The sequence below is a fragment of the Monashia sp. HAY1-11D genome, assembly GCF_056868035.1.
Genome location: NZ_CP200320.1, coordinates 781,187 through 806,640, shown reverse-complemented (window position 1 = coordinate 806,640; position 25,454 = coordinate 781,187). Strand labels below are relative to the sequence as shown.

The 25,454-nt window shown below is 69.1% G+C and carries 28 protein-coding genes; 20 read left to right on the top strand and 8 right to left on the bottom strand.

From position 1 onward, the window contains the following. Nucleotides 1-136 precede the first annotated feature (136 nt). Both AC1VM9_RS03685 and AC1VM9_RS03680 read right to left on the bottom strand, forming a co-directional pair. A complete protein-coding gene (locus tag AC1VM9_RS03685; RefSeq protein ID WP_483121239.1) occupies nt 137-319 on the bottom strand; it encodes a hypothetical protein in 183 nt (60 codons plus the stop codon). A 528-nt stretch (nt 320-847) separates the two neighbouring features. Further along, nucleotides 848-1,567, bottom strand: a complete 720-nt coding sequence (locus AC1VM9_RS03680; RefSeq protein WP_483121237.1) for a DUF4386 domain-containing protein — start codon at nt 1,565-1,567, stop codon at nt 848-850. A 69-nt stretch (nt 1,568-1,636) separates the two neighbouring features. Between AC1VM9_RS03680 and AC1VM9_RS03675 the strand changes: the two genes are divergently transcribed. The 3 genes from AC1VM9_RS03675 to AC1VM9_RS03665 all read left to right on the top strand — a co-directional run bounded on the left by AC1VM9_RS03675 (nt 1,637) and on the right by AC1VM9_RS03665 (nt 4,173). After that, the gene (locus AC1VM9_RS03675) at nt 1,637-2,374 is read left to right on the top strand and encodes a TetR/AcrR family transcriptional regulator (RefSeq protein ID WP_483121235.1); all 738 of its coding nucleotides are present in this window, start codon (nt 1,637-1,639) and stop codon (nt 2,372-2,374) included. A 148-nt stretch (nt 2,375-2,522) separates the two neighbouring features. Next, a complete protein-coding gene (locus AC1VM9_RS03670; protein ID WP_483123964.1) occupies nt 2,523-3,314 on the top strand; it encodes a DUF11 domain-containing protein in 792 nt (263 codons plus the stop codon). Nucleotides 3,315-3,828: 514 nt separating this feature from the next. Then, nucleotides 3,829-4,173, top strand: a complete 345-nt coding sequence (locus AC1VM9_RS03665; RefSeq protein ID WP_483121233.1) for a hypothetical protein — start codon at nt 3,829-3,831, stop codon at nt 4,171-4,173. A gap of 36 nt (nt 4,174-4,209) precedes the next feature. On the opposite strand, the gene AC1VM9_RS03660 is transcribed toward AC1VM9_RS03665, so the two are convergent. Together AC1VM9_RS03660 and AC1VM9_RS03655 are read right to left on the bottom strand one after the other, a co-directional pair. Continuing rightward, on the bottom strand, nt 4,210-4,815 hold the full coding sequence (locus tag AC1VM9_RS03660) for a LysE family translocator (protein WP_483121232.1): 606 nt from the start codon (nt 4,813-4,815) through the stop codon (nt 4,210-4,212). A gap of 284 nt (nt 4,816-5,099) precedes the next feature. Then, nucleotides 5,100-5,732: a TetR/AcrR family transcriptional regulator gene (locus AC1VM9_RS03655; protein WP_483121231.1), complete on the bottom strand. Its 633-nt coding sequence runs from the start codon at nt 5,730-5,732 to the stop codon at nt 5,100-5,102. 292 nt (nt 5,733-6,024) lie between these two features. On the opposite strand from AC1VM9_RS03655, the gene AC1VM9_RS03650 reads away from it, so the two are divergent. The 8 genes from AC1VM9_RS03650 to AC1VM9_RS03615 all read left to right on the top strand — a co-directional run bounded on the left by AC1VM9_RS03650 (nt 6,025) and on the right by AC1VM9_RS03615 (nt 12,900). Next, entirely contained in the window at nt 6,025-6,780 is a 756-nt protein-coding gene (locus AC1VM9_RS03650; protein WP_483121230.1) for an SDR family NAD(P)-dependent oxidoreductase, read from the top strand. A 212-nt stretch (nt 6,781-6,992) separates the two neighbouring features. Then, complete coding sequence (locus AC1VM9_RS03645; protein WP_483121228.1) at nt 6,993-7,595, top strand: sulfite oxidase-like oxidoreductase; 603 nt, start codon at nt 6,993-6,995, stop codon at nt 7,593-7,595. Next, complete coding sequence (locus tag AC1VM9_RS03640; RefSeq protein WP_483121227.1) at nt 7,595-8,317, top strand: FAD-binding oxidoreductase; 723 nt, start codon at nt 7,595-7,597, stop codon at nt 8,315-8,317. The genes AC1VM9_RS03645 and AC1VM9_RS03640 overlap by 1 nt, the downstream gene beginning before the upstream one ends. 178 nt (nt 8,318-8,495) lie before the next feature. Further along, complete coding sequence (locus tag AC1VM9_RS03635; RefSeq protein ID WP_483121226.1) at nt 8,496-9,386, top strand: sigma-70 family RNA polymerase sigma factor; 891 nt, start codon at nt 8,496-8,498, stop codon at nt 9,384-9,386. Between the two features lie 81 nt (nt 9,387-9,467). Continuing rightward, nucleotides 9,468-9,818 (top strand): TraR/DksA family transcriptional regulator, encoded by a 351-nt coding sequence (locus tag AC1VM9_RS03630; protein ID WP_483121224.1) that lies wholly within the window; start codon nt 9,468-9,470, stop codon nt 9,816-9,818. A 581-nt stretch (nt 9,819-10,399) separates the two neighbouring features. Continuing rightward, nucleotides 10,400-11,389 (top strand): GNAT family N-acetyltransferase, encoded by a 990-nt coding sequence (locus AC1VM9_RS03625; RefSeq protein ID WP_483121222.1) that lies wholly within the window; start codon nt 10,400-10,402, stop codon nt 11,387-11,389. 330 nt (nt 11,390-11,719) lie between these two features. Continuing rightward, complete coding sequence (locus AC1VM9_RS03620) at nt 11,720-12,184, top strand: Na+/H+ antiporter NhaA (RefSeq protein ID WP_483121220.1); 465 nt, start codon at nt 11,720-11,722, stop codon at nt 12,182-12,184. Between the two features lie 101 nt (nt 12,185-12,285). Then, a complete protein-coding gene (locus AC1VM9_RS03615) occupies nt 12,286-12,900 on the top strand; it encodes a GNAT family N-acetyltransferase (RefSeq protein ID WP_483121218.1) in 615 nt (204 codons plus the stop codon). Between the two features lie 53 nt (nt 12,901-12,953). Here AC1VM9_RS03615 and AC1VM9_RS03610 read toward each other — a convergent pair whose 3' ends face one another. The 4 genes from AC1VM9_RS03610 to AC1VM9_RS03595 all read right to left on the bottom strand — a co-directional run bounded on the left by AC1VM9_RS03610 (nt 12,954) and on the right by AC1VM9_RS03595 (nt 17,120). Further along, nucleotides 12,954-13,763 carry an RNA polymerase sigma factor gene (locus tag AC1VM9_RS03610; protein WP_483121216.1) on the bottom strand — a complete coding sequence of 270 codons (810 nt, stop codon included), beginning with the start codon at nt 13,761-13,763 and terminating at the stop codon, nt 12,954-12,956. Nucleotides 13,764-14,282: 519 nt separating this feature from the next. Then, nucleotides 14,283-15,623, bottom strand: a complete 1,341-nt coding sequence (locus tag AC1VM9_RS03605; protein WP_483121214.1) for an MFS transporter — start codon at nt 15,621-15,623, stop codon at nt 14,283-14,285. 82 nt (nt 15,624-15,705) lie between these two features. Beyond that, complete coding sequence (locus tag AC1VM9_RS03600) at nt 15,706-16,284, bottom strand: NADPH-dependent FMN reductase (RefSeq protein WP_481346833.1); 579 nt, start codon at nt 16,282-16,284, stop codon at nt 15,706-15,708. A 2-nt stretch (nt 16,285-16,286) separates the two neighbouring features. Then, nucleotides 16,287-17,120, bottom strand: a complete 834-nt coding sequence (locus AC1VM9_RS03595) for a tryptophan 2,3-dioxygenase family protein (RefSeq protein ID WP_483121212.1) — start codon at nt 17,118-17,120, stop codon at nt 16,287-16,289. A gap of 119 nt (nt 17,121-17,239) precedes the next feature. On the opposite strand from AC1VM9_RS03595, the gene AC1VM9_RS03590 reads away from it, so the two are divergent. The 9 genes from AC1VM9_RS03590 to AC1VM9_RS03550 all read left to right on the top strand — a co-directional run bounded on the left by AC1VM9_RS03590 (nt 17,240) and on the right by AC1VM9_RS03550 (nt 25,450). Beyond that, on the top strand, nt 17,240-18,172 hold the full coding sequence (locus AC1VM9_RS03590) for a LysR substrate-binding domain-containing protein (protein ID WP_481342857.1): 933 nt from the start codon (nt 17,240-17,242) through the stop codon (nt 18,170-18,172). A gap of 111 nt (nt 18,173-18,283) precedes the next feature. Further along, nucleotides 18,284-18,826, top strand: a complete 543-nt coding sequence (locus AC1VM9_RS03585; protein ID WP_483121210.1) for a flavin reductase family protein — start codon at nt 18,284-18,286, stop codon at nt 18,824-18,826. 553 nt (nt 18,827-19,379) lie between these two features. After that, nucleotides 19,380-20,855 carry a 2-hydroxymuconic semialdehyde dehydrogenase gene (locus AC1VM9_RS03580; RefSeq protein WP_483121209.1) on the top strand — a complete coding sequence of 492 codons (1,476 nt, stop codon included), beginning with the start codon at nt 19,380-19,382 and terminating at the stop codon, nt 20,853-20,855. Then, entirely contained in the window at nt 20,852-21,688 is an 837-nt protein-coding gene (locus AC1VM9_RS03575; protein ID WP_483121207.1) for a 2-keto-4-pentenoate hydratase, read from the top strand. Before AC1VM9_RS03580 ends, AC1VM9_RS03575 begins: the two co-directional genes overlap by 4 nt. Then, complete coding sequence (locus AC1VM9_RS03570) at nt 21,685-22,614, top strand: acetaldehyde dehydrogenase (acetylating) (protein WP_483121205.1); 930 nt, start codon at nt 21,685-21,687, stop codon at nt 22,612-22,614. Before AC1VM9_RS03575 ends, AC1VM9_RS03570 begins: the two co-directional genes overlap by 4 nt. Then, nucleotides 22,611-23,690, top strand: a complete 1,080-nt coding sequence (dmpG, locus tag AC1VM9_RS03565; protein ID WP_483121203.1) for a 4-hydroxy-2-oxovalerate aldolase — start codon at nt 22,611-22,613, stop codon at nt 23,688-23,690. Before AC1VM9_RS03570 ends, dmpG begins: the two co-directional genes overlap by 4 nt. Next, entirely contained in the window at nt 23,687-24,493 is an 807-nt protein-coding gene (locus AC1VM9_RS03560; RefSeq protein ID WP_481346936.1) for a 2-keto-4-pentenoate hydratase, read from the top strand. The genes dmpG and AC1VM9_RS03560 overlap by 4 nt, the downstream gene beginning before the upstream one ends. Beyond that, entirely contained in the window at nt 24,486-24,929 is a 444-nt protein-coding gene (locus AC1VM9_RS03555; RefSeq protein ID WP_481346937.1) for a RidA family protein, read from the top strand. Before AC1VM9_RS03560 ends, AC1VM9_RS03555 begins: the two co-directional genes overlap by 8 nt. Beyond that, entirely contained in the window at nt 24,926-25,450 is a 525-nt protein-coding gene (locus AC1VM9_RS03550; RefSeq protein WP_481346938.1) for a 3-hydroxyanthranilate 3,4-dioxygenase, read from the top strand. The genes AC1VM9_RS03555 and AC1VM9_RS03550 overlap by 4 nt, the downstream gene beginning before the upstream one ends. The last annotated feature ends 4 nt before the right edge of the window (nt 25,451-25,454 follow it).

Here is a 25,454-nt window from a genome sequence, read left to right as displayed (position 1 = left end):
CCGTGCGGTTGAGCGGCATGCTGCGCGCTGGGGTCGCCGGCCTGCGGCGGGCGGCTCGAGCGTGGGCGGCGGTGCCGGACCGGTCGGCGGATGCCGGGGCGAAAGGGCGGACCTCGTCGTCACTCCGGGCCGTTCATCAGCCCGGGTCCGGACCATCTCCCTCGGCGAGTGCGAGCAGCAGGTCCTCCACCGAGGCCTTGCGCCCGGTCTGGATCTCGCGCGCCCAGTCCTCGGCGGAGATGAGTCCCCGCGCTGCGGCCCAGGCCTCGGCCCGCTCCTCCTCCTGGAAGGGGTTGGGCAGCGACAAGCGGTCCCTCATGGCTTCCTCGGCGCCGATCAGGTGCGCAGCGCGCACGGGATTCGCGAGCGCGACGAGGATACGGTCCCGGAAGGCAGCTCCCGCACGGCGGCCTCCTTTCCCACCGTTCCGAGCGTGAGTGCTGGGATTTGCGGCTCGTCAAGGACGTCGTGGCGCTTCCACAGGTGTGCCGGTGCGAGTTGACGCCAGCGCTGCCGCCCCGTCTCGAGGGCGCGTAGACCTTGCGCGCCAAGGGGGCGGCGCCCGCCTTCGCGGTGCGCTGGCCGACCGCCGTAAGACGTGCTCACCACGACCGTTGCCTGCCAGCGTTCGGGCATCGAGCCGAGGGCCCGGCCAATCCCGTTATGGAAGGGCACAGCCGGGCCGAGCCCCGGCACCGCCATCAGCGGCTACGGTCGAGGACGCCCACCTGGGCGGGAGTCGCCAGTGTGACGGGCGACTCCGCCACGGCGATGCTGCGCCAAGCCCTCCAGCGTTCCACGACCCTCAGCCGACCCTGTCCGACAGGGAGCCGGCCGCCTGGTCGACTCAGTGGGCTTCAAGAGGGGTGGTAGGGAATCCCTTGGCAACGAGCCAGATACCTAGGGCCAGCTCCCAGAGGGCCACGGGCAGTGCAGCCAGGACGGCGAGCGGGGACTGTGGGCCGTAGGCGCCCCAGAGGATTGCGGCATCGGAGGCCAGCAGCAGCGGGGCGCCGAGCAGGCCGAGCAGGGGGATGCCGCGTGGCACGAGGCGCGCCCGGTACAGCACCGACCCGAGGCACAGGGCGCTGAAGGCGGGCATGAGGCTCTGGCTGAGCAGGAAGGCCTGGTGGTAGACCGCGACGAGGACCTGTCCGGCGGTGACCAGGGACGCCGGATCCGAGGGTCCGGGGTTGTGACGCAAAGCGATGACTGACAGGAGGCTGACGACGCCGACGAGAATGAGGGCGCCTTCGACCAGCCGAGCGGCGAGGTACCCGAGAGCAGCCGTCTCGCTCCATCTGCGCACCACCGGGACCAGCACGACGGCCGTGCCGACGCAGGAAACGGCAAGGAGGACCTCGAGCATCGTGCCCGCCAGGACGCCGGTGGCGCTCCCCGCGCCCAGGACGAAGTCGGTGCGCTCCAGCACCGGGCGGTACAGGCCCAGAGTCGGCACGGAGGTCAGGAACGTCAGCAGATACAGCGCTCCGGCTACGAAAGCGGTGCGCCTCCTCGCTGAGTGGCGCTGTCGGGTCGGCGTGGACAGGCGGGCGGCAGGTGACATGAGAGGCTCCTCGAACCCGGGTGTACGGCGTACACCTGGTTGGCCGCAGCGTAGGTGTACGGTGTACACGTGTCAACGGTCATCGAGAAGCGTCCTAACCGGGCACCCTTGAGCCGCGACCGGGTGTTGATGGCTGCAGTGCAGCTCGCCGACGATGAGGGCCTTGCCGGGGTGAGCATGCGCCGGCTGGCGCAGCGGCTCGGTGTCGTGCCGATGGCGCTGTACAAGCACGTCGCGGACAAGGACGAGCTGCTCGACGGGATGGTCGACGTGGTGATCGACAGGTTCGCCGCACCGGACCCGGCGCTCGGCTGGAAGGACCGCGTACGCCAACAGCTCCTGGCGGCACGTGGAGCGGTCCTGAGCCACCCCTGGGCTCGCCGGGCGATCGAGTCGCGCACCAGACGCACCGCGACGGTTCTGGCCTACATGGACTCGGTGGCCGGCATGTTCATCTCCGCCGGGTTCTCCGCCGACCTGACCCACCACGTCATGCACGCCCTGGGCAATCGCATCTGGGGCTTCAGCCCGGAGATGTTCGACGAGTCTGCAGGCGAGGCCGACTCACCCACCGAGAGCCAGCCCGACAAGCGGCCCGACGCCGAGCAGCAGGCTGCCTTCGCGCAGCGATACCCGAACATCGTCCAGATTGCCGTGGCGGCGATGGAACGCGATCGCCCTGACGGCAGTGCACACGGGTGCGACGAGCAGTTCGAGTTCGAGTTCGGTCTGGACCTGCTCCTCGACGGCGCCGAACGCCTGCACCGAGCAGGCTGGAGGTCAAGCACCACCGGACCGAACTCATAGGTCCGGTCGTCGACGACTCTGTGGACGAGAGGCACCCGCCGCCCGGTGTTGGCGTCCACCAGCGCCCTGTCTCTACCCGGCCGCTTGAGACGGACGGCGACCAGGTGGCGACTGCGGGTTGACGCTCCAGGAGGTCGAGGGTGAGTGGATGGTCGAGGCGGGTTGGCACGTGCGCGCACCACTACGCAGGCTGGGGACGGGCTCGCACATTCCTCAGCCACATTCGCACGTCCGCGACCGACTGGTGCCCGCATCCTTGAGCGGACCGAGCCCGCTTCGCTCCCCTCACGGGCGGCCATCCCGGCACCCTGCGGCCCGCGATCCGAGGGCTTCGCGCGGGTCGGTGCCCGGCGCCTACGTCAGATGCACGAGGCGCCCGATGCTGCCGTCGAGGACTGTTGGCGCTGAGGGGTCTTCCTTTCCGGGAATCGGCCCGAGGATCTCCTGGTACGGGGGCTTGACGATGCGGCGAGTCATTACGGGTCTTGTGTGTCTGCTGGCCGCGGTCACCACCGCGGCGCCGGCCTGGGCCCAGGAGGGAACTCCGGATCTGGCCGTGACCCTCGCGTGGGCCCGGAACGGTGGGCCACACGTACGAAGCGGCGAGACTGCGACGTGGACAATGACGGTGACGAACCTGGGAGATGCGACCGCGCCGGCGGTCGAGGTGCTAGCCAGTGGTTCCGACCAGTTCGGCCGGTTCACGTCCAGTTGCGGCGAGCAGCTCTGCGTCCTCGGGGACCTCGGGCCGGGAGAAGCTCGGACTGTCACGTTCTCGGCCACGGCATGTTTGATCCAAGCGGGAGAGCCGCCGGCCCGCCGCATCTGGTGGGTTACCGGGTCCGCGTGGACGGCAACGGACCCGAATCCGTCGAACAACACGGCGAGCCTGGACGTCAGGATCACAGGCTCTGCCAACTCCTCGTGCTTCGGTGCTTGACTGCCGCTCAGGCCCTTGCCGCTCGTGGGCAGACACACGGGGCGGTGCCGGCGCCCCGAAGTCACGCGGCCGCACGCACGAGACGACGCAGTACGGACGTGCGGATCGGTTGCGGGCGCATTTCGGACAGGCGTCCACGCGCCCAGCGAGCGATGGCTTGGTTCGGGCCGTCGGCCGCGCTCATCGCGAACCCGCAGTAGCCGGGTCGGGGGGCCTTGGCCAGCAGCTCGACTGCGTCAGGGGCTGCCCTGACAGATCCATGATGTCGCGTGCCAGGCGGCACGTGTTCGGCAAAGCCGCGGACGTCTTGCGCCTATCGTGGGTGCAGTGACCGAGGGCCCGACTCGTCCCCTGCTCTTCCTCGACGTCGACGGGACGCTGATCCCCACAGCCGACGTGCAGATGCCCATCGACGCTCGAGGACTGGAACACGACGTGGCAGAGTCCCTCCAACCCACGACTCGCCACCATCGCGGCCGAGCACGGCCAACGCCTCATCCGGATGTCTTGCGACGTGGTCTGGGCGACCGCCTGGATGCACGATGCCAACCGGGTGATCGCACCCATCCTGGGTCTGCCGGAGCTTGCCGTTGTCGAGTTCGGCGAGTTGCCCGGGATGGATGAGACCGTCTGGTCGGAGGATGACCAGGCGGCGGCCCTGAACTGGAAGACCCAAGCTCTCGTCGAGCTCGCGTCGGGCCGTCCGTTCGTCTGGGTCGATGACGAGCTGACCGATGTCGATCGCACCTGGGTGTCGGCGAACCACTCCGGCGCAGCCCTGCTTCATCGCGTTGACTCAGCCGTCGGGCTGCGCGCGGCGGATCTTGCCGTCGTCGAGGAGTGGCTCCGCTCGCTGTGAGCCGCGGTCCGCGCCGGGTCGCACGAGAGCGGCCGCTTAGGCCTCCGTAGCGAGGCGCACGCAGAATCCTGCGAGAACGAGCCCTCCGGCGGCGTCCACCGCGCGCCGCACGGGGCGGCGTTGGAGCCGGTCACGCACCAGGTCGACGAACCCGACGACCGCCAGGCACCAGATGGTGCCGAGGAACGGCACCGTCCACGCGTGCATGAGCCAGGTCGTCCACGGTGCGTCCGGCGCCACGAACTGTGAGAGCAAGGACAGGTAGAAGACGAGGATCTTCGGGTTCGTCGCATTGCACAGCAACCCCTGCCGGTACGCTGCCGCTGCGCTCATGCGGGGGCCCGTCCCGACGTCCGGGTAGTCGGCGCGCACCGCACTGCGCAGCATTCCGAAGGCCAGCCACGCCAGATACACCACGCCGCCCCACTTCAAGGCCAGGAACAGCGGCTGAACACGCACGATCACACCAGCCAGCCCGATCGTCACCAGCAGCCCCTGGATCGCAGCGGCGGAACTGACACCTGCCGTCGTGATCGCCCCCCGACATCGACCACCGCTCAACGTGTTTCGCACGATGAGGGCGAAGTCCGCCCCCGGCACCAGGACCAGCGCAACGACGACGACGATGAAGGACCAGGTCACGCCTGAACGCTACGGGAAATCGAGTCCGCCTCATCCGCAGACGCTCGACGGCATCGGGCCGAAAATCCGTGCTGCGACGACGAATGCGCGCACCTTCGTGGTGACCTGGTTGCTCGTCGCGCGGCGTAGAGCTCTGGACGCGTGCCGGCCGAGGGTCTCGATGTCGGGGATCGGCACCCTCGTTGCACGACGTCTCGTCTTGCCCGTCCGCGCGGTGGCCGGTGCGCTGGTTCACCCGCACGAGTCAGGGGCCGGACGCACGGAACGTGCGGAGTCCTTCGGCTCTACGCCGCCTTGGTCGCGTACGAGGCGATGTGCTCGAGTGCCATGTCCAGTGACGCCTGCATCGGGGTCGCGTTGTGGGCCGCCTGCGACAGCAGGTAGCCGCCCTGCAGGGCAGCCATGAGACCGGTCGCGAGGCGTTCGGTGTCTGCGTCGGGCCGTAGCGCCCCGTTGCTGCTCATCCGGTCGAGCGCGTCCTTCATCAGCATCTGCCACGTGTGGAAGTGACCGGCCAAGGCAGTGAGCGCGTCGTCGTCCTGGTCGGCGAGCTCACTGAGCAGGGAGCCGAGGGCGCAGCCGTGAGCGCCGCGCCGCAGCTGGACCCGGTTCACCGCTGCGGTGCGCCAGCGTTCCAGACCACGCATGGAGTCGACGCGGCGCAGCAGGTCGCGCTCGCGCTCCATGATGACCTCGGCGCGGCGCTCGATGACCGCGGCCACCAGGGCGCTCTTGTCCGGGAAGAAGTGATACAGCTGCGACTTGCTCACGCCGGTCGCGGCCCGCACGTCGTCGAGCCGGGTGCGGTTGACCCCGTGGACGAGAATGAGGTCGTCGGCTGCTTGCAGGATGCGGGCACGCGTGGCTGCGCCCCGAGCTGTCAACCGCGGCGAATGCCGACCCTCGTCACCGGGCACACCGCGAGCATATCCGCAGGTGGTGTGATCGCACAGAGGTGGACGGCTCGGTCCTCATCGGGGTCGCGCAGCGGACACCCGTGGCAGCGTCTTCGGTTGCTCCTCAAGGGGCAGCGGGTCACCTCAGGCCCCAGCCGGCGGCGACAACCATCGGGCCGACGGGCCGGTCCCCATAAGGAACGGCTGCCGCGCGCCACCTACGTGCCATGGCTTCGCCGACCGAAGCCCCCGCCCCCACAGCGGCGGCGGATTCACACTCAACCGGAGGTTGCGGCACATGTCAGATCGATTCGTGGGACACAAGCTGGTCGTCACAGGCGGCAGCAGCGGAATGGGCCGGGCCACCGCTGCCACCGTGCTGGGCGAGGGCGGTTCGGTGGTGCTCATCGGGCGCAGCCACACCAAGCTGGACGAAGCAGTCCAGTACCTGGACGGCGGCGACCGCGTCACCGCGCTCGCCGGCGACCTCAACGACGCGGCACAGGTCGACGCCATGGTCGACGCGCTCGCTCGCGACCACGCCGACACCAGCCTCCTCGTCAACTCTGCAGGCTTCTTCATCCCGAAGAACTTCCTGGACTACGACCTCGCCGCCTACGACTCCTACCTGGACATCAACCGTGGCACGTTCTTCCTCACCCAGGGCGTGGCCCGCCTCATGGTCGCCCGTGGCGGTGGCTCCATCGTCAACATCGGCTCCATGTGGGCGCACCAGGCCCTCGGTGCGACCCCGTCGTCGGCGTACTCCATGGCCAAGGCGGGCCTGCACGCTCTGACGCACAACCTGGCCATCGAGCTCGCACCCCGGCGCATCCGGGTCAACGCGGTCGCTCCCGCGGTCGTGGCCACGCCCCTGTACGAAGGCTTCGTGCCGGCGGACCAGATCGAGGAGACGCTGCACGGGCTGGACGGGGTGCACCCGCTCGGTCGTGTCGGCACCCCCGAGGACATCGCCGGAGCCGTCACGTACCTGCTGTCCGACGACGCCGGCTGGGTCACCGGCAGCATCGTCAACGTCGACGGTGGCGTCATGGCGGGACGCAACTGACGGCGACAGCCGCGCGACGCCACGAGTCCCCGGGCGCCCGCGCCGTCGACCCGGCGACCGCTGACCTGTTCAACCAGACGATCCTCGAGATCGAGAAGCAGGCGTGGATGCTCGAGGCCGAAACGGCTCGACAGGCGCGGGCAGGCCATGAAGGGCCCGCGGGCCCACCCCGAACACCACCACCCACCACTGGAAGCAGGTGACGTTCCGACATGTCAGTGACACGAGGGTTCACGAGGCGCGACCGCAGTGACGCGAGGCTCCCTCCGGGGCAGTACGACACCGGCGACAACTGGCCGGTCCTGAGCTACGAGCCCACGCCGAGGTTGGACACTGCCACGTGGACGTTCACCGTCGACGGGCTGGTGCGGGACCCGCACACGTGGTCATGGGTACAGCTGCACCGCATGACGCCATCGACGTACGAGGGCGCCATCCACTGCGTCACCACGTGGTCCAAGTCCGACATGACCTTCCGCGGTGTGTCCGTCGACACCCTTCTGGACCTCGCCGGCGTCCTGCCGGAGGCCACGTTCGTCCTGGCCCGTTCCCACACCGGGTACACGACCAACCTGCCTCTCGAGGACGTCCTCGGCGGCAAGGCCTGGGTCGTGTGGGAGGTCGGCGGCCAGCCCCTGCCGGCCGAGCACGGTGGCCCCGCCCGGCTGCTCGTCCCGCACCTCTACTTCTGGAAGAGCGCCAAGTGGGTGTCGGGCCTGCACCTGATGGACCACGACGAGCCCGGCCTGTGGGAACGCAGCGGCTACCACGACCGTGGGGACCCGTGGCTCGAGCAGCGGTACCAGGGAGACTGATGGACCGGTTGGTCACGACCCGTGTTCCGCCCGTCCAGCCGTGGCAGACGGCCTCGGTCGTCGGGCTCCGATGCGAGACCCTCACGGCGAAGACGTTCCAGCTCATGCTTGCCGGCCCGCATGACTTCGTTGCCGGCCAGCACTTCATCGTTCGGCTGATGGCTGAGGACGGGTACCGGGCGCAGCGGGCGTACTCGGCCGCCTCCGCGCCGGGCAGCGACCCGTTGGAGATCACGGTGGAGCTGCTCCGCGGAGGTGAGGTGTCCACGTTCCTGCACGAGGGCCTCGAGATCGGTGACACCGTCCAGGTACGCGGCCCGATCGGCGGCCATTTCGCGTGGGACGTGTCGGTACCCATGCTCGGGATCGCCGGAGGAAGTGGGGTCGTCCCGCTGATGTCGATGCTTCGCGCGGCCCGAGCCGTCCGTCGTGAGGACCTCGTGACGTTGGTGGTCTCGGCGCGCAGCCCGAGCGAGCTGTACTACGCCAAAGAGCTCGCCGCAGAGCAGACCACGGTCGTCTACACGCGGCAGGCGCCGCCGCGGCATCCCCGTGCTGCGGGACGCCTCACCGAGGCCGATCTGGCTCCCGTGCTGCGACCGGGGCAGCAGCCGTTCGTGTGCGGGTCGCCCGCCTTCTGCGACACCGCCACCATGCTGCTCGACGCCCTCGGCGTCCCTTCCACGGACATCCGGGTGGAACGGTTCGGGCCCTCCGGATGACGAGAACGCCACGGCCCGAACGATGCCGCCCCCTACCGGCGCAATTGCCAACGCCCGTGCTCGCCCTGCCCCAGCGAGACCAAAGAACCCGCGCGTACCGGACACGAACACGGACATGAGCGTCCCTGCCGCGGGCATGCGCCGCGTGCCTGACCGGCGCCGACCGAAGGAGTAACAGATGAGGTGTAGCGCGGTCGCGGCCTATGGAGGGCTGGTGCTCAGCGGAGCTGTCCCGGCGTCCGACCTCGTCGACACGGCGCGTCATGCCGCTCGGTGCTCGGCGTGCACGACGCACCTGGACCAGGTCGCGACGACGTCCGCTCTGATGGCGGCGCCGAGGACGGCACGGCGGACGCGGGCCACGCCAACGATTCCGGGGCACCACGGCCCCCCGGCCAACGACCCCGTCGGGGACCAGCAGAAGTTCCTGGCACAGCTGGCTCGGGCCGCTGATCCTGCCCATGCCGATGACCTCGTTCAGGAGACCTGGGACTACTTCCTGTCGCAGCTGCGGACTCGCACCCCCCGGCGTGAGGAGCTGGCCGCGCACCTGCTCCGTCAAGCGGCGAGGCACGTGACGGACGACGAGGACACCCGAGAGGAGTGGGCCGACAGCATCCTGGCGCACCACGCGCACTCCTCGTCCGAACCGATCGAGGGCGACCTGCCGGCGGGGTTCGAGGTGAACGGGTCCCTTCGTGACCTGGCTGAGCTGCAGATGTTGGACGCGGACGCCGACCCAGCCGAACTCCTTCTGCCAGAGCTGTACAGCGAGGGCAGCGATGTCGGCAGCTGGGTCAGCCCGCCGAGGGCGTGGCCGGCGCTGACGAGGTTCCTCGGCCCCGAAGCCGAGCTGGAGACCGAAGAGCTGTACGGCGTCGTCGACTCGGCGCTGGACGACCTGCCGCGGCAGGTGGCCGACGTCGTCGACCTCGTCGACATCCAGGGTCAGGAGCTCCTGTCGGCAGCGCTCGTCCTGGGGCGCGAGGTCCCGGACGTGCAGCGTGACCTCGCCCGCGGGCGCAACGTGGTCCGAGCGCGTGTCGGCGCCTACCTCGCGGGCCGCTGAGCCGCCCTGCGCCGCCGCGACGCACCCCACGAACGGACCGCGCGACGGACTGCCGCGCGAGGACAGACGAAAGGACTTCTTGTGGACGTTGACCAGGCCAAGACGCTCTTGGATGCCGAGCGCGCCCGCGTGACCGAGCTGCTGGCCACCTCAGCCTCGGCACGCATCGAGGACAACGAGGCCATGCGTGAGGCCGGAGACGGGGACGCGGACGCCGCCCAGCCGTTGCAGCACGAGGTCGTCGGCATCACGATCGACGGCATCCTGCGGGAGCGACTGGCGGCGTTGGACCGAGCAGACGCCCGACTCGCCGCTGGAACGTACGGGTTCTCGGTGCAGAGCGGGGTCGCGATTCCCGACGCGCGTCTTGTGGCCGACCCCGCGGCAGAGCTCACCGTCGAGGAGTCCGCTCGGACCCGACGCGGCCACTGACGACGATCGCAGACGAGCACGCGTCCTGCTCGCGCCACCGACGCGGAGCGCTGGGACATGGCAAGGTCGGCCCGAGCGCGCCGGCACCGGACGGCCGCGACCCGCGTCCGTCCACACCACGTCCTCGGCCGTGGCACGCGGCTCGTCCTTCGTGAGGTCGAAGTGCTGGCTCCACGCGGCATTGGATGCGGTCGCTTCATCTGGTGCCGGCCCAGCCACCTGCCGGAGGCGGATCTCGGCACCCAGCGACCCCGCCGCGTCGGCCACCCGGTGTGCCATGGTGTGCAGCGCGCCGGTGGCTGAGTAGTAGAGCACCGAAAGTCTCGTCGGCCTCACCGGCCACGGCCCTTTGGAGCAGGTGGGGCCGGATGGGCCGGGCATCGCGGCCCTCCGGTGCTGGAGTCGATCGTCACATGACCGACCGATAAGAACTCGGCTGCGGCGGTCACCAGCAGTCGAGCAGCCACTGACCCGTTTGCGCGCAGCCCTGCACCAACGCCATCAAGGTGGTGCCCCCGGTGCATGGCCCGCGACCCGCGGTGACCACGCCCTCGCAGGCTGCACAGCCAAGAAGGTGAACCATGCCCGATCCGCTCGAACGAAGCACCGATGCCACCGCACCCATCGAGATACTCGACAACCCGGTCAACCAGCAGTACGAGGCCGTTCGCTCCGGCACGGTCATCGGCCTGCTGTCCTACAGGTGGACCTCCGTCGGCCACGTCGAGCTCGAGCACACGTACGTCACGCCCCGACTACGCGGACACGACGTCGGGGCGCTGCTCGTGGAGCACGCGATCGGCATCGTCCGGTCCAGAGGCGCGCGTCTTGCGCCGACGTGCTCCTACGTGTCGGAGTACATCCAGAGGCACCCCGAGCACGCCGAGCTGCTCGCGCCCCCCGTCCCGCGACGGCACCGTACCGGCCAAGCGCGTCTCGACGCTGCCGGACCGGAGGCGTTCGTGCACGACCGGCACGAGGACCCGCACGACGTCCGCCTCGAGCTGTTGCAGATCCGGACGCCGCGGATCGTGCTGCGCGCCTGGGACCTCGATGACACCGACGTCGCCTACGACCTGTTCGCGCACCCGTCCGTGACCCGGTGGATGCATCCAGTCGTGCCGCAGATCGCCAGCCCGGACGCGGCACGCCGGCTGCTGGACCGCTGGATCGTCGAGTCCAACCGCGCCCCGGTGCCGCAGGGCCGATGGGCCATCGAACGACAGGACACCGGCAAGGTCATCGGCAGCGCCCACCTGACGACGCCGACCAGTGGGCCGCCCCTGCTGACGTTGTGGTGGCACGTCGCGCCGGAGGCGGCACGGCAGGGGTTTGCGTCCGAGGCCGCCCACGCAGTGGCCCACCACGCGTTCAGCGTCGAGGCCATCGACCGCCTCTACGCGCTCATCGACCCGGCCAACGACCGGGCGATCGGGACCGCCATTCACATCGGTATGAGACCCGACGGCTCGACCAGTGAGTACTACGGGATGACCCTGAACCGGTACCGCCTGGACCGGCCCGACCTGGAGGAACCCCAAGAACGACGCAGCCTCTCCTTGACGGACTAGCGGCGTTCCCGCACGCCGGACGTGAGACCTTCGGCCACTGCCGAGGGCACCGTCACACCGAGACCGCCGGGGCACGGCTTCCCTGTGGCCGTGCCCCGGTGCAGTGCCGGCCACTGTGAGAGGTCGCGCAGTGAAAGACCCTTGCCCACGAAGACATCTCGCCGCCGTTGGCACCGGGTACGGGCGAACACTGGGCGGCTTGGGGTGCAGAGATGGGGCGCGGCGAATGTGAGGTTCGTTCATGAGCGGGGGAGGGACCCTGATGCGCGCGACTCGGTGACGGCACCAACCCGGGGCCGGCGTCCCGCCCTGGGTGACGTGACCCAGTGGATGGCACGTGAAGGGCTCCCATCGGCCGGCTCGTTCCTGCGGACCGAGTCGGGCAGTGCCGGTGTCCTGGCGCTCGCCATCGTCGCGGCCGTGCGCTGGGCCAACGCCGGCTCGAGCTACGCCACCGTCTGGGTCACGCACGTATCGGTGCTCGTCGGTGAGCACGGTGTGACCCTCACCCTGCGCGAGTGGGTCAGCAGCGGCCTCATGGCGGTCCTCCTCATGGTCGTCGGTCTGGAGACGCGCCGCGAGTTCGACCTGGGGGAGCTGCGAGACCGTCGCCGGCTTGAGTGTTCGGTGCCACGCAGATCTCACAGCCGCCCAGCGGTGTGGACCCACCCTCCGGCAGATGCCGCACCTCGCGCTCACCCAGCGGATCGAGCAGTGCGCGCGCACGCCGACAGGGCAGCAACCCGTCCACCCGCCGCCGCTAAGAGACGTCGCGTGAACAGCACTGAGACCTGAGCGCGGCCATGCCGAGAACCATGGTCGCGTCCCCCCGGACAAAGTCCGATGACGGCTGCACCCGACCCCGGAGACACACGTAAAGGAGCTCAGACACCGCAATGATCGACTTCTGCGAGATCGACGGACGAGTCATCCGCACCCCGAAGGTGGTGCTGCGTCCGTGGGCCGGCCGGGACGTGACCGAGGCATTGAGCATCTACGGCAGCTGTGCCGTGGCGCACTGGCTCGAACCCGAGATGTCACTCGTGCCCGACACCGGAACCATGGCCGGCATCCTGGACCGCTGGATCAGCGAGAACGAGCACGCGGTGCCACCGGTTGGTCGGTGGGCGATAGCGCTAGCGGGGACCTGCGCGGGTCGAGAGGTCGTAGGTGGGGCCGCGCTGCTGCCGTTCGGGCCTGGCGGCGAGGACCTGCAGATCGCATGGCAGCTGCAGCCGACATGGTGGGGGAAGGGGTTGGCCACCGAGGCGGGTCACGCGCTGGCTCACTATGCGTTCGCCAACGGGGCCGCGGAGATCTTCGCGGTGGTCCGTCCCCACAACCGGCGCGCCGCGGCCTTGGCGGGACGGGTCGGGATGGAGTGGGTCGGGGAGACCGACAAGTACTACGACCGGGAGCTGTCGGTCTACCGGCTGCTGCACGCCGACCTGGACCTTCCCGTCGGAGGAGTGCGGATCGACCGACCGGACGGCACCGCCCAGTCGGAGTAGCGCCCCGCATCACTGGGACGCCTGCTTGGTGGTGGCGTCCAAGAGCGCATCGGTCAGGACGACGGAACCCCGTACATGAAGCCTCGTTGGGTGAGCTGACGCCGCAGGTTCCGCCGAGCATGGAACATCAGCTGGTAGACGGCGTTTCGGTTCGAGCCGAGCTGTGCTGCCAGCTGCTCGATCGTTGCCCCGTGCACCACAAGGCCCACGAACACCGCTCGTTGCCGAGCGGTCAGGGCGGTCGTCATCGCTGACACCACGGCCTGTTTGAGCTCGAACGCCTCAACGTCGGCGTCTGGGCCATGAGGCCCCAAGGGCGTGATGCGGTCCCAGTCCTCGCCGACCAGCAGGTGAGGGCCGGTGCGGCGGTGGTGCTGGCGGATCTTCACTCGAACCTCGAAGGTGACGAAGCTACGGGCCCAGGTCGTGAACTTGCTCTCGCCACGGAAGTCACGGATTCGTCTGATGACCGAGACCAACGCGTCCGCAGCGGACTGATGGGCCAGGTCATCACGCTCGGGGCCGGAAAGGCGCGATGTGCTCGACCGGTGGGCCAGCTCGCTGCGAGCGGCGCGCAACAGGTACGCGTACAAGGCGTCGGCTGCCGCTTCGCGGGCCGGCCCTGGGCCGGTCAACGCGCTGGTCCAGCGTGAGTTCTCCTCGGCACGCCCGGGTTCGTCATCTGTCGCCGACGGCGCATGGTCCGTATCGCTCGGAGTCGGTTCCCGAGTCTCCTCCAGCGGTGTGCCTGGAGGCTCGTCGGTGACCAGCGACCCCGATGGCCGGCCAGAAAAGGGACTGACAGGTCCACTGAGAGGAGTCTCATTGTCGCGGCGCCGCCGCTCCAGGGGCTCGGCAGTCATGGGCGTGTTCTCCGGAGTTGTTTGTCTCTGAATACATTGGGATGCAAGTGAAGTAGGGTCTTCGACGGCCTTCCCTGCCGGTGGCGGGAGAAATGGTGTACCCGCTCGGCCTGAGGGCTACGAAGTGGACTATCGGGTTCAGTCTAGCCTTTCGTGGATGACGTGGCGAGTCGTGGCCGTCCACGGGCTGGGTCGGCGCGCCGAGGCGGCGAATCGCGGGGCGGGGTGCGGCGCAGCGGTGCCGCGTCACCGGTCGCCCGCGAGGCCGCGGTGACGGGGGGCGCGACGGGCACGGATGCATGAGGGCAAGGCGCACGGAGGCCTCGACGAGACGCAGACGGTGTGCAGGGGAGGCGGCCCGCCGGGGAGGTTCGTCCGCGGCCAGGACTGTCGCGACGCCTGCCCGGCCGGTGAGAAGGCGCGTTGACCCGACTCAGGGCCGTGCGGCGCGCGTGAGTATTGGGTCGGTCGTCCCGCGCAGGCGCCCGGGCCCCCGAGGTCGGGGGCCCGGGGGCCTGCTCAGTCGAGCAGTCCGACCTGGGCGCGTGCTGTCCGGCTGCGCGCCGCCGTTGTGGCGGTCCTCGTGGCAGGGCGGGGTTGGGAGATGAGGCCTACGGCGACGAGGGACAGGACCGCAACTCCGGTCAGGTACGCGGCGACGACGTTGCTCGTCCCGAACTCGGCGTACAGTGCGGTCGCGATGAGGGGAGCGAACGCGCCCCCGGCAACGGCGCCGAGCTGGTAGCCGAGGGAGACTCCGGAGTAGCGGACCTTGCGGCCGAACATCTCCGAGAACAGGGCTGGCGCCGGCCCGTAGGTGAAGCTGAAGAAGACTTGGGCGACGACCAACGCGATGGTCGCCAGGGTCACGCTGCCGGTGTTGATGAGCCAGAACATCGGGAACACCCAGATGCCGAGCGCAACGGCACCGATGGCATATGTCTTGCGTCGGCCGATCCGGTCGGACAGGTGAGCCGCGGCCGGGATCGTGGCGATCGAGACGACCGCCGCGATGATGACCGCCGTGAGAATGGCGCTCTTGGGCAGGCCCAGGCCGGTGGTGAAGTAGGCCAGGACGTACACGGTCAGGACGTAGTAGGCGGCCGCGTTCAGCAGGGTGGCTCCGGCGGCCTGAAGCGTCTCCTTCCAGTGCTCGCGCAGCAGCTCCACCAGCGGCAGCCGGTTCGGCTGGTCCTCCTGCGCAGAGTCCACGCCCTCGAGGCGGGACTGGGCGTAGATACCGACGCCGACCAGAAGAACGCTCAGGAAGAAGGGGATTCGCCATCCCCACTGGAGGAACGCGGCTTCACTGGTGGTCGCGGACAAGGTCACGAAGATGACGTTGGACAGGATGAGGGCCAGGGGGACGCCGATCTGGGCGAAGCTGCCGTAGAAGCCGCGGCGATGCGCTGGCGCGCTCTCGCAGACGATGAGAACCGCGCCGCCCCACTGGCCGCCCAGGGCAAGGCCTTGGATGAGGCGCAGCGCCACGAGGAGGACCGGGGCCAGCGTTCCAGCCGACCCATATGTCGGAAGGAACCCGATCGCCGTGGTCGCGGCGCCCATGAGCATCATGGCGGTCACCAGCGTGGGCTTGCGCCCGAACCGGTCACCGAAGTGACCGAACAGCGCAGCGCCGAAGGGCCGCACGAGGAAGCCGACCGCGAATGTCGACAGTGACAGCAGCAGGCCGGCCGAGCTACTGAACGACGGGAAGAACAGCTTGTTGAGAACCAGCGCGGAGGCGGTGGCGTAGATGAAGAAGTCGTACCACTCGATCGCCGAGCCGGCGACCGCCACGATGACCTTCTTGCGCATGCCGAGGGCTGGGCCCTGAGTCGTGTCTGTTGTCGTTGCCATGGGAGTCCTCGTTCGGATAGTGCTGGAGGTGAGCCGAGCGGCGGCTGCACTTGTGAGTGCCGCCGAGCCGTCGTGTCTTTGTTCAGTCGATCGGTGCGCGCGAGCCACGCCCGATCAAGGCGTGCAGCTGTTCGAGGACCAGGCGCAGGACCTCGGCTGTCGGTGAGTTCAAGCCCTCGCCCTCTTCATGGAGCTGCGTGTGTGCGGTGCCGAGAATGAACTCCGGCTGCCGTACGACCGCGGCGTCGAGCTTGTGGAGAATCTGGCGAAGGCTGAGCTGGGCGCGGACGGTCCCGAGTGGGCTCATGGATGCGCCGAGGATCGCGACCGGCTTGCCCTTCAGCGGTGGTGCGACACCGTCCACGGGACGGGAGAGCCAGTCGAGCGCGTTCTTCAGCACGCCGGGGATCGAGGCGTTGTACTCGGGCGTCGCGATCAGCAGGCCGTCTGCGTCGCGGACCTGGCGCCGAAGGTCGTCGACCTGGCTCGGGGCAGGGGTTTCCTGGTCCTCGTTGAAGTGCGGCAGGCTACCCAGCTGTTCGTACACGTCGACGTGAAGGAGCTCGGGGGCCAGCTTGGCAGCCTCGTCCAAGAGTCTGGTGTTGAAGGAGGCGCGGCGCAGGCTGCCCGAGATGCCGACGATCGTGAACGGCGAGGGCATCCTCACTCACCGCCCGTTCGGGTCGCCCACAGCTCCGGGAACGGCAGCACTGTCAGGGTCGGGGTGAGCCAGGCGACGCCGCTGACGCCGAAGTGTGCGGGCCGCGCGCCGAGGGTGCGGTTGGTCGCGAGGTAGTGCAGGTACCTGTACTCGGCCAAACCTTCGGCCACGCCGATGAGGGCGCGCGCGAAGGCCCGGAAGTCCGACAGGTCAGGGTCGGCAGAGAGGAGCACCGAGGTCCAGAAGCCGACGACGGCCGGCTCGAGGCGTTGCTCGGCGTCGGGCGCCTCGGGTGCGTCCGACGTGTCGGGTGCGTCGGACGTGTCGGCGGTGGGCAGCTCGTGGCCTCGCCGGCGGGCCAGGGCCAAGGCCTCCTCGTACACGCTTGGCGTAGCGAGAGCCTCGCGCAGCTGCGCGTACTGGGCCGGCATGGCGGCCACCTCCTCGGCGAGGCTGGCGTCCTTGAGGCCGAGACGGAACAGCATCTCGCGGTAGGTCCACGACTGCAGGGACGTGGACCTGCCGTGGACTGCGGTCATGCCTTGCTTGATGGCGGCGAAGTCCGCCGGCAGCATCCACTCCAGCGACCGCCAGGTGGCGTTGAGGCCCGCAAAGTGCGAACCAGCGCGCTGCACGGACGACGTCGCCGCAGACAGTGCGTCCCCGCGCAGGTGGTGCGACGCGGCGCCGATGTCGTGCGAGATCAGCGCGAAGTAGAGCTCCTGGACTTGGCACACCACCAGGAAGGAGCGCTCGCCCTCGTCCTGTGTCACCGGAACCTGGAGCGAGTGCAGGGTGTCGGCCTGCAGATAGGTGTTGTAGGCGGTGCCAGACATGGGGTCCTCCACTAGGCGGCGGTGTCTGTGGTCTGTGGACCTATCGTGAGCGCCCTCGTTATGCTCGGCAAATATCAAATCGCATGTGCGGTATTGCTGAACTGGTATGAGGATGAGCCATGAAGAAGCCGAACCTGCTCGACGGGCGGCTCAAGTTCCGCCACCTTCTGTTGGCCGATGCCATCGCCCGACTGGGCACCTTGAGCGCCGCCGCCGAGGAGCTGGGCATCACCCAGCCCGCAGCGACCCGGACGCTTCGCGAGCTCGAGCTGCTCCTGGGCGTGCCGCTGTTCGAGCGCACGTCCCGCGGCCTGTCCTCGACCCCGGTCAGCGAGGCATTCACCATCCACGCGAGGGCGATCATCTCCCAGGTGCGCCAGGCCGAACGGCACGTCCAGGAGCTGCTGGATGCCGACCGGGGCACCGTGGTGGTCGGCGTGCACCTGACGGGCTCGAATGCGTTGGTGCCGCGCGCCGTCGCGAGCTTGAAGGCGCGCCATCCGATGCTCACCGTGGAGCTGTACGAGGCGCTCCCGCAACGCCTGCTCATCGAGCTGGAAGCCGGCCGCCTCGACCTGGTCGTCGGCCGGCTCACCCGACCGACGGACGAACACTTCATCCGGCGACGCCTGCACGACGAGGCGGTCTCTTTGGCCGTGCGCGCCGACCATCCATTGGCGCGGAGGGGGACGTTCCCTGTCTCCGAGCTGTCGAACTACCCCTGGATCATGCCCAGCTCGGAGGCTCGGCTGCGGGGCGAGCTGGAGGTGTTCTTCGGTGAGCAGGGCATCGAGCTGCCCGTGAACCGGGTCGAGACAACCTCCTTCCTGGCCCTGCGGCACCTGCTGCTGACCACGGACTCCATCGCTGCCGTGTCGACCTCGATCCTGAACACGATCGACGGAGCTGTCTCACTGGGCCCCTCGCTCGATCTCGTGAGCCACAGTGTCGGCATCACCCTGTCCGCCTCGCGCCCGCTGACACCGGCTGCGGCGAAGATGATCGAGGTCCTTCAGGAGCTCGTCGACCAGGGTGCGCCCATGACCAAGTAGGTATGCCTTCCGCGTAAACGCGCATTGGCGTGGCATGACCCGGGTCGCGCACGATGATCTCTCCAGCAAAGCCGAAGGCCGCTGTTGGCCTGGCGACGAGGAGTGATTCAGGTGACCACACCCACCAGTACGTTCGTTCCCAACGGGCCTGAGGCACTGGCGTTCAGGCACGCCCTGCGGCACTTTCCCACGGGCGTCAGCATCGTCACCATCAGCGACGGCACCGGCGTCCACGGGATGACGGCCAGCTCGTTCTCACCGGTCTCGCTGGACCCACGACTGTGCGGGGTCAGCGTCAACAAGCCGGGCCGGATGCACGAGCTGCTCATGGCCACCGATGGTTACTACGGGCTGAGCATCCTGAGCAACAAGCAGGGCGCCATCGCAGACTGGTATGCCCGCAGCCCGTGGGCGGTCTCGCCCGACGTGCAGATGGACGTCCAGCACGGTTGCCCCGTCATCCAGGACTGTCTGGCCTGGTTCCTGTGCCGCAAGTGGGGCACCTACGACGGGGGTGACCACTCGATCTTCGTGGGCGAGGTCATCGAGCACGGTTCGAAGGAAGAGGGGGACGTCGCGCCCCTGATCTTCCACCACTCCAAGTACTTCAACCTCGGAGACAACATCCCGCGGGGTGACGCGACCGTCTGTTGACGGGCCTCCCCGGAGGTGCGAAGCAGTGCCCGAAGGCCGCCGGACCGTCCCGGCCGCCTGGGCGAATGTGCGGACCCTTCCCGCGCATCAGGGTGAGTCCGATGCAGTGACCTGTGCCCGGCAGGCCGCACCCTGACCTGCGACCCGCTCCAGCGCCAGCGGTCCCTGCTAGGTCGCATCGCCCCCTCGTGCGGGATCCGCGAGCAGGGAACTGATGTACCGCCATTCGTCGACCTGACGTGCGCGTCTCCTCCTGGAAGCGGTCGTGCGAGCCCCCAGGTCATGGACAGGTGGTCGAGCCGGGCCACGGGCGGGGGTGCCGGCGGTTGGGCCGCAGTCTCGTTCGAGCTTGTGGTCCATCTGCGCAACCTTGGCGGAGGGCGGTGGAACGTTCCGCCGGACCGACGCTCGCCTGCCAGCGAACCCGTTCCGTCGTCACAGCCGGCTCGAGCGCTCGGTAGACCCTGCACGTGATCAGGCATACCAGAAAGCGCATGACTGGACCGCCAAAGAGCATTAGTCAGGCATCGCCTCTGCTTCCTAGCCTGCATCTATGGCTATTCCCAACGGCACGTCCCACCAGATCCGCAACTTCATCGGCGGGCGGTTCGTCGATGGCGTCGCGACCTTCGACAAGTGCAGCCCGGTCGACGGCTCAGTCGTCAGCACCGTGCACGAGGCCGGCCGGCAGCACGTGGACGCCGCTGTTGCCGCGGCCCGAGACGCCCTCGACGCGGGCTGGGCGCAGACCAGTGTGCAGAACCGGGTGGGCATGCTGCGCCGCGTCGCCGACATCATCGAGCGCCGCAGCGAGGACTTCGTCTCCGCTGAGTCGGCCGACACCGGCAAGCCCCTGAGCCTCGTGCGGGAGCTCGACGTCGCCCGCGCCGCCACGAACTTCCGGGCCTTCGCCGACACGGTCGCCGCCGCCGGCCTCGACTCTTACCTGACGGAGCTGTCCGACGGACGCACCGCGTTGAACTACGCCGTGCGCAAACCGCTGGGCGTCGTGGCCATCATCGTTCCCTGGAACCTTCCGCTGCTGCTGCTCACCTGGAAGGTCGCCCCCGCGCTCGCCTGCGGCAACACCGTCGTGGTCAAGCCTTCGGAGGAGACCCCGGCCACCGCGACCCTGCTCGCCGAGGTGATGACGGAAGCCGGCGTCCCGGCCGGGGTGTACAACGTCGTGCACGGCTTCGGGCCCGACTCGGCCGGACAGTTCCTCACCACGCACGCGGACATCGACGGCGTCACCTTCACCGGCGAGTCCTCGACGGGGTCGACGATCATGCGTGCCGTCGCACCCAGCGTGAAGCCCGTCTCGTTCGAGCTCGGTGGCAAGAACGCGGCTGTCGTCTTCGCCGACGCAGACCTCGACAAGGCAGCCGACGGCCTGGCCCGGTCCATCTTCCTCAACACCGGCCAGGTGTGCCTGTGCACCGAGCGGGTCTACGTGCAGCGGCCGATCTTCGAACAGGTCGCGGCCGAGCTGGCCGAGCGGGCCAAGGCGCTGCGACTGGGGCGCCCCGAAGACCCGGACACGACAACCGGTCCGCTGATCTCCCTGGGTCACCGCGAGAAGGTCCTGTCGTACCTGAAGCTGGCCCAGAACGAAGGAGCGAGCGTGCTCGCCGGTGGCGGCGTCCCATCGCTGGGAGGCGACCTGGATGCCGGCGCGTGGATCGAACCGACGCTGTGGACCGGCCTGGACAACAGCCACCGCACCGTACGCGAGGAGGTCTTCGGACCCGTCGCCGCGCTCATCCCGTTCGACACCGAAGTCGAGGCCGTGCGCCTGGCCAACGACACCCGGTACGGGCTGGCCGCGGTGACGTGGACCTCGGACCTGGAACGCGGCCACCGCGTTGCGCAGCAGATGCGGGTCGGGATGTCCTGGGTCAACGCGTGGTACCTGCGTGACCTGCGCAGCCCGTTCGGAGGAGTGGGACTTTCGGGCATCGGGCGCGAAGGCGGCCAGCACTCGCTGCACTTCTACACCGAACCGACGAATGTGTGCGTGCAGCTGTGAGCGCCATCGACACCCTGCACGTGACCGCAGCCCAGCGGGCGGCGGCCGACCGCCTCTGGGACGCCCACACCTCCGGGGAGCCCTGCACGCCTGTCCGGGATCTCATCGGGGACACCGACAACGACAGTGCCTACCTCGTCCAGTCACTCAACATCGGACGCCGACTCAAGGACGGACGCAGCATCGTCGGGCGCAAGATCGGCCTGACATCCGCAGCAGTCCAGACACAGTTCGGTGTCACAACCCCCGACTACGGCTCCCTGCTCGACGACATGGTGTTCGCCGACCGTGAGCGGCTGGACCTGTCCACGTTCCTGCAACCGCGCGTGGAGGCCGAGGTCGCGTTCGTCCTCGGTTCCGACCTGGACGCGCCGACGGCGAACGTCGCCGACGTCCTGCGAGCGACCCAGTTCGTCCTGCCAGCCATCGAGGTCGTCGACTCACGCATCAGCGGATGGGACATCCGCATCACCGACACCATCGCCGACAACGCCTCCAGCGGCGCCGTCGTCCTCGGCACGACCCCGCGAGGCCTCGACGGGCTGAACCTGACCGGCCTCGGCATGACCCTCGAGCACGACGGCGACGTGGTCTCCACCGGTACCGGAGCCGCATGCCTGGGCAGCCCCGTGATCTCGGTGGCGTGGCTCGCCCGGCAGATGGCCCGCAGAGGTCGCTCGTTGCGCGCCGGGGAGATCGTCCTGTCCGGCGCCCTCGGACCCATGGTCGGCGTCGACCACTCCGGCACGTACACCGCGCGCCTCGATGGCCTCGGCGAGGTCCGCGCCACGTTCAGCACCCCCCGCCCCACTCACGAAGGAGACCCGGCATGACCGTCGGAGTAGCCATCATCGGCTCAGGCAACATCGGCACCGACCTCATGTTCAAGGTCAAACGCCTGTCCACCACCTTGCACGTCGAAGCCATGGTCGGGATCGATCCCGAGTCGGACGGGCTCGCGCGAGCCCGGCGCATCGGCGTCGCCACGACTCACCAGGGTGTCGAAGGACTGCTGCGCATGCCGGAGTTCGACCAGGTCGAGCTCGTCTTCGACGCAACCTCCGCGAAAGCACACCTCAACAACGACAAACTCGTTCGCACGCACGGCAAGCTCATGGTCGACCTCACACCCGCGGCCGTCGGTCCTTACGTCATCCCGCCGGTCAACCTCGGACAGCATCTGGGCACCACCAACGTCAACATGGTCACGTGCGGTGGCCAGGCGACCGTCCCGATGGTCGCCGCTGTGGCCCGTATCGCCGACGTGGCCTACGCCGAGATCGTCGCGTCCATCGCGTCCAAGTCCGCGGGCCCGGGCACACGAGCCAACATCGACGAGTTCACCGAGACGACAGCCCGCGCCATCGAAGCGGTCGGGGGAGCGCAGCGGGGCAAGGCCGTCATCATCCTCAACCCGGCCGACCCGCCGCTGGTCATGCGCGACACCGTGTTCTGCCTCGTCGAGGGTCCGGTCGACCAGGCCGCCGTCCGCGCCTCAGTGCACGCCATGGCGGAACAGGTCCGCAGCTACGTCCCGGGTTACCGCCTCAAGCAGGACGTCCAGTTCGACACCGTCGACGAGCCATTCGTCCCCGCGCTGGGGCGCCCCTTCCGCGGCACCAGGGTCTCGGTCTTCCTCGAGGTCGTCGGTGCCGGTCACTACCTGCCGGAGTACGCCGGAAACCTCGACATCATGACCTCGGCCGCCCTGCGCACCGCCGAGCGTCTCGTCTCACAGCGACTGGGAGCCACAGCATGAACACCGCGCAGCCAAACCTGCCCGACACCAGCACATCTCACGCGGGCGGCCCGCGGCTCTACGTCCAGGACGTGACCCTTCGCGACGGGGCGCACGCCCTGGGCCACCAGTACACGCCCGAGCAGGTCCGCACCGTCGCCGCCACCCTCGAGGCGGCCGGAGTCGACGCGATCGAGGTGGCCCACGGCGACGGGCTCGGCGGGTCCAGCGTCACCTACGGGCATGGCGCCGCCACCGACCTGGACTGGATCGCGGCGGCCGCCGACGTCGTCACCCGCGCCACCCTCACCACTTTGATCCTGCCCGGCATCGGGACGATCGAAGACCTCAGAGCGGCTCGTGACCTGGGGGTCAGAAGCGTTCGCGTCGCCACCCACTGCACCGAAGCCGACGTCGCAGCCCAACACATCGCGTGGGCCCGCGAGCACGACATGGACGTCTCCGGGTTCCTCATGATGAGCCACCTCAACGACCCCGCAGGCCTGGCCGAGCAGGCCAGGCTGATGGAGTCCTACGGAGCGCACTGCGTCTACGTCACCGACTCCGCGGGCCGGCTCACCACCCGTGAGGTCGCCCAACGCGTCGAGGCCTTCCGACAGCGGTTGAACCCCGAGACCCAGATCGGCATCCACGCACACGAGAACCTGTCGCTCAGCGTCGCCAACAGCGTGACCGCAGTCGAGCACGGCGCCTACCGAGTCGACGCGTCCCTGGCCGGGCAGGGCGCCGGCGCCGGGAACACCGCACTCGAGGCGTTCATCGCCGTGGCCAACCTCATGGGCTGGCAGCACGGCTGCGACCTCTTCACGCTGCAGGACGCCGCCGACGACATCATCCGACCCCTGCAGACCCGACCGGTGCGCGTCGACCGCGAGACCCTGTCGCTGGGCTACGCCGGCGTGTACTCCAGCTTCCTGCTGCACGCCGAGCGCGCCGCCGCCCGGTACGGACTCGACGCCCGGGACATCCTGCTCGAGCTGGGGCGCCGCAAGATGGTCGGCGGCCAGGAGGACATGATCGTCGACGTCGCCCTGGACCTGCTCAAGGCCGAGTCCACCGAGGCGGTGACGGCATGACCATCGCCGCGCCGGACACGCTGGCCGTCCTGGCAGCGACCCTCGACGACGCCCAGACCTCGGCCACCGCCGTCCAACAGGTGACCACCACGGCACACCTCACCCTCAACGACGCGTACGCCGTCCAGCACCTGCTGGTCGAGCGCAGAACGGCGCGCGGCGACCGGATCTCGGGCGTGAAGCTCGGCTTCACGAGCCGCGCCAAGGCCCAGCAGATGGGCGTCGACGACGTCATCATCGGCTCGATCACCGCCGGAATGCAGGTTCCCGACGGGGGACAGGCAGACCCCGCCCGGTACATCCACCCGCGCATCGAACCAGAGGTCGCCTGGCTGCTCGGCCGCGACGTCGAGGCCGACGACGACTCGCCCGAGACCGGCTCGGCCGTCGACGCGGTCGCGCCGGCACTGGAGATCATCGACTCGCGCTACCGCGACTTCAGGTTCACTCTCGAGGACGTCGTCGCCGACAACACCTCCGCTGCCGGCTACGTCATCGGGCCATGGCAGCAGCTCAGCGCCGCCGGCGACCTCGGCAACCGGGGCGTGGCCCTGGAGGTCGACGGCCAGGTCTCCCAGACCGGGTCGACCGCCGCAATCCTCGGACACCCCTACCGGGCCGTCGCGGCCGCCCGCCGGATGGCCAGGGCGTACGGGTTCACACTGCGAGCCGGCATGGTGCTGATGGCTGGTGCGGCCACCGCGGCCGTACCGCTCCACGCCGGTTCGCACGTCCAGTCGACCGTCACCGGCCTGGGCCGGGTCAGTGTCCGCCTCGGGTCGGCAGGTGCCCGCCATGAATGAGACGACGGCGATCACCGTGACGGGAAGAGCGACTCCGCGCGGACGGTTCCCGCACGTGAAGAAGTCCGGAGACCTCGTGTTCGTCTCGGGAACGAGCAGCCGCCGTCCGGACAACACCATCGAGGGGGCAGCGGCAGACGAGTTCGGAGTGACCTCGCTGGACATCCGCGTCCAGACCCGAGCGGTCATCGAGAACATCCGCGCCGTCCTCGAGGCGGCCGGCGCCACCCTGACCGACCTGGTCCAAGCCACCACCTACCTGGTCAGCATGAACGACTTCGCCGGTTACAACGAGGTCTGGGCCGACTACTTCGACGAGCACGGGCCGACGCGCACCACGGTGGCCGTGCACCAGCTGCCCCACCCGCACCTGCTCATCGAGATCCAGGCGATCGCCCGGGTCGAGGGTGCGACCAACCCCAAGGAGGACTCATGAGCACCATCCCGCCCGTCATCAACTTCCCCGAGTGGCTCAAGGACAACGAGCACCTGCTCAAGCCGCCGGTGAACAACCGGCAGGCGCTGACGCCGATGGACGACTTCATCGTGCAGGTCGTCGGCGGACCCAACCAGCGCACCGACTACCACTTCGACCCGTTCGAGGAGTGGTTCTACCAGGTCAAGGGCAGCATGCACGTGAACCTCATGACCGACGACGGGCCTCGGCGCGTCGACATCCACGAGGGTGACATGTGGATGCTGCCGCGCAACACCTACCACTCGCCCCAACGGCCGGAGCCCGGCTCGATCGGCATCGTCATCGAGCGAATCCGCGACGAAGGGCAGCTGGAGAAGTTCGCCTGGTTCTGCCCGCAATGCAGCACCAAGGTCCATGAAGTCGAGCTCCAGGTGCGCGACATCGTCCAAGACCTGCCGCCGGTGTTCCAGGACTTCTACACCAGCGAGCAGGGGCGCACCTGCCCCAGCTGCGGCACCGTGCATCCCGGCAAGGGATGACACC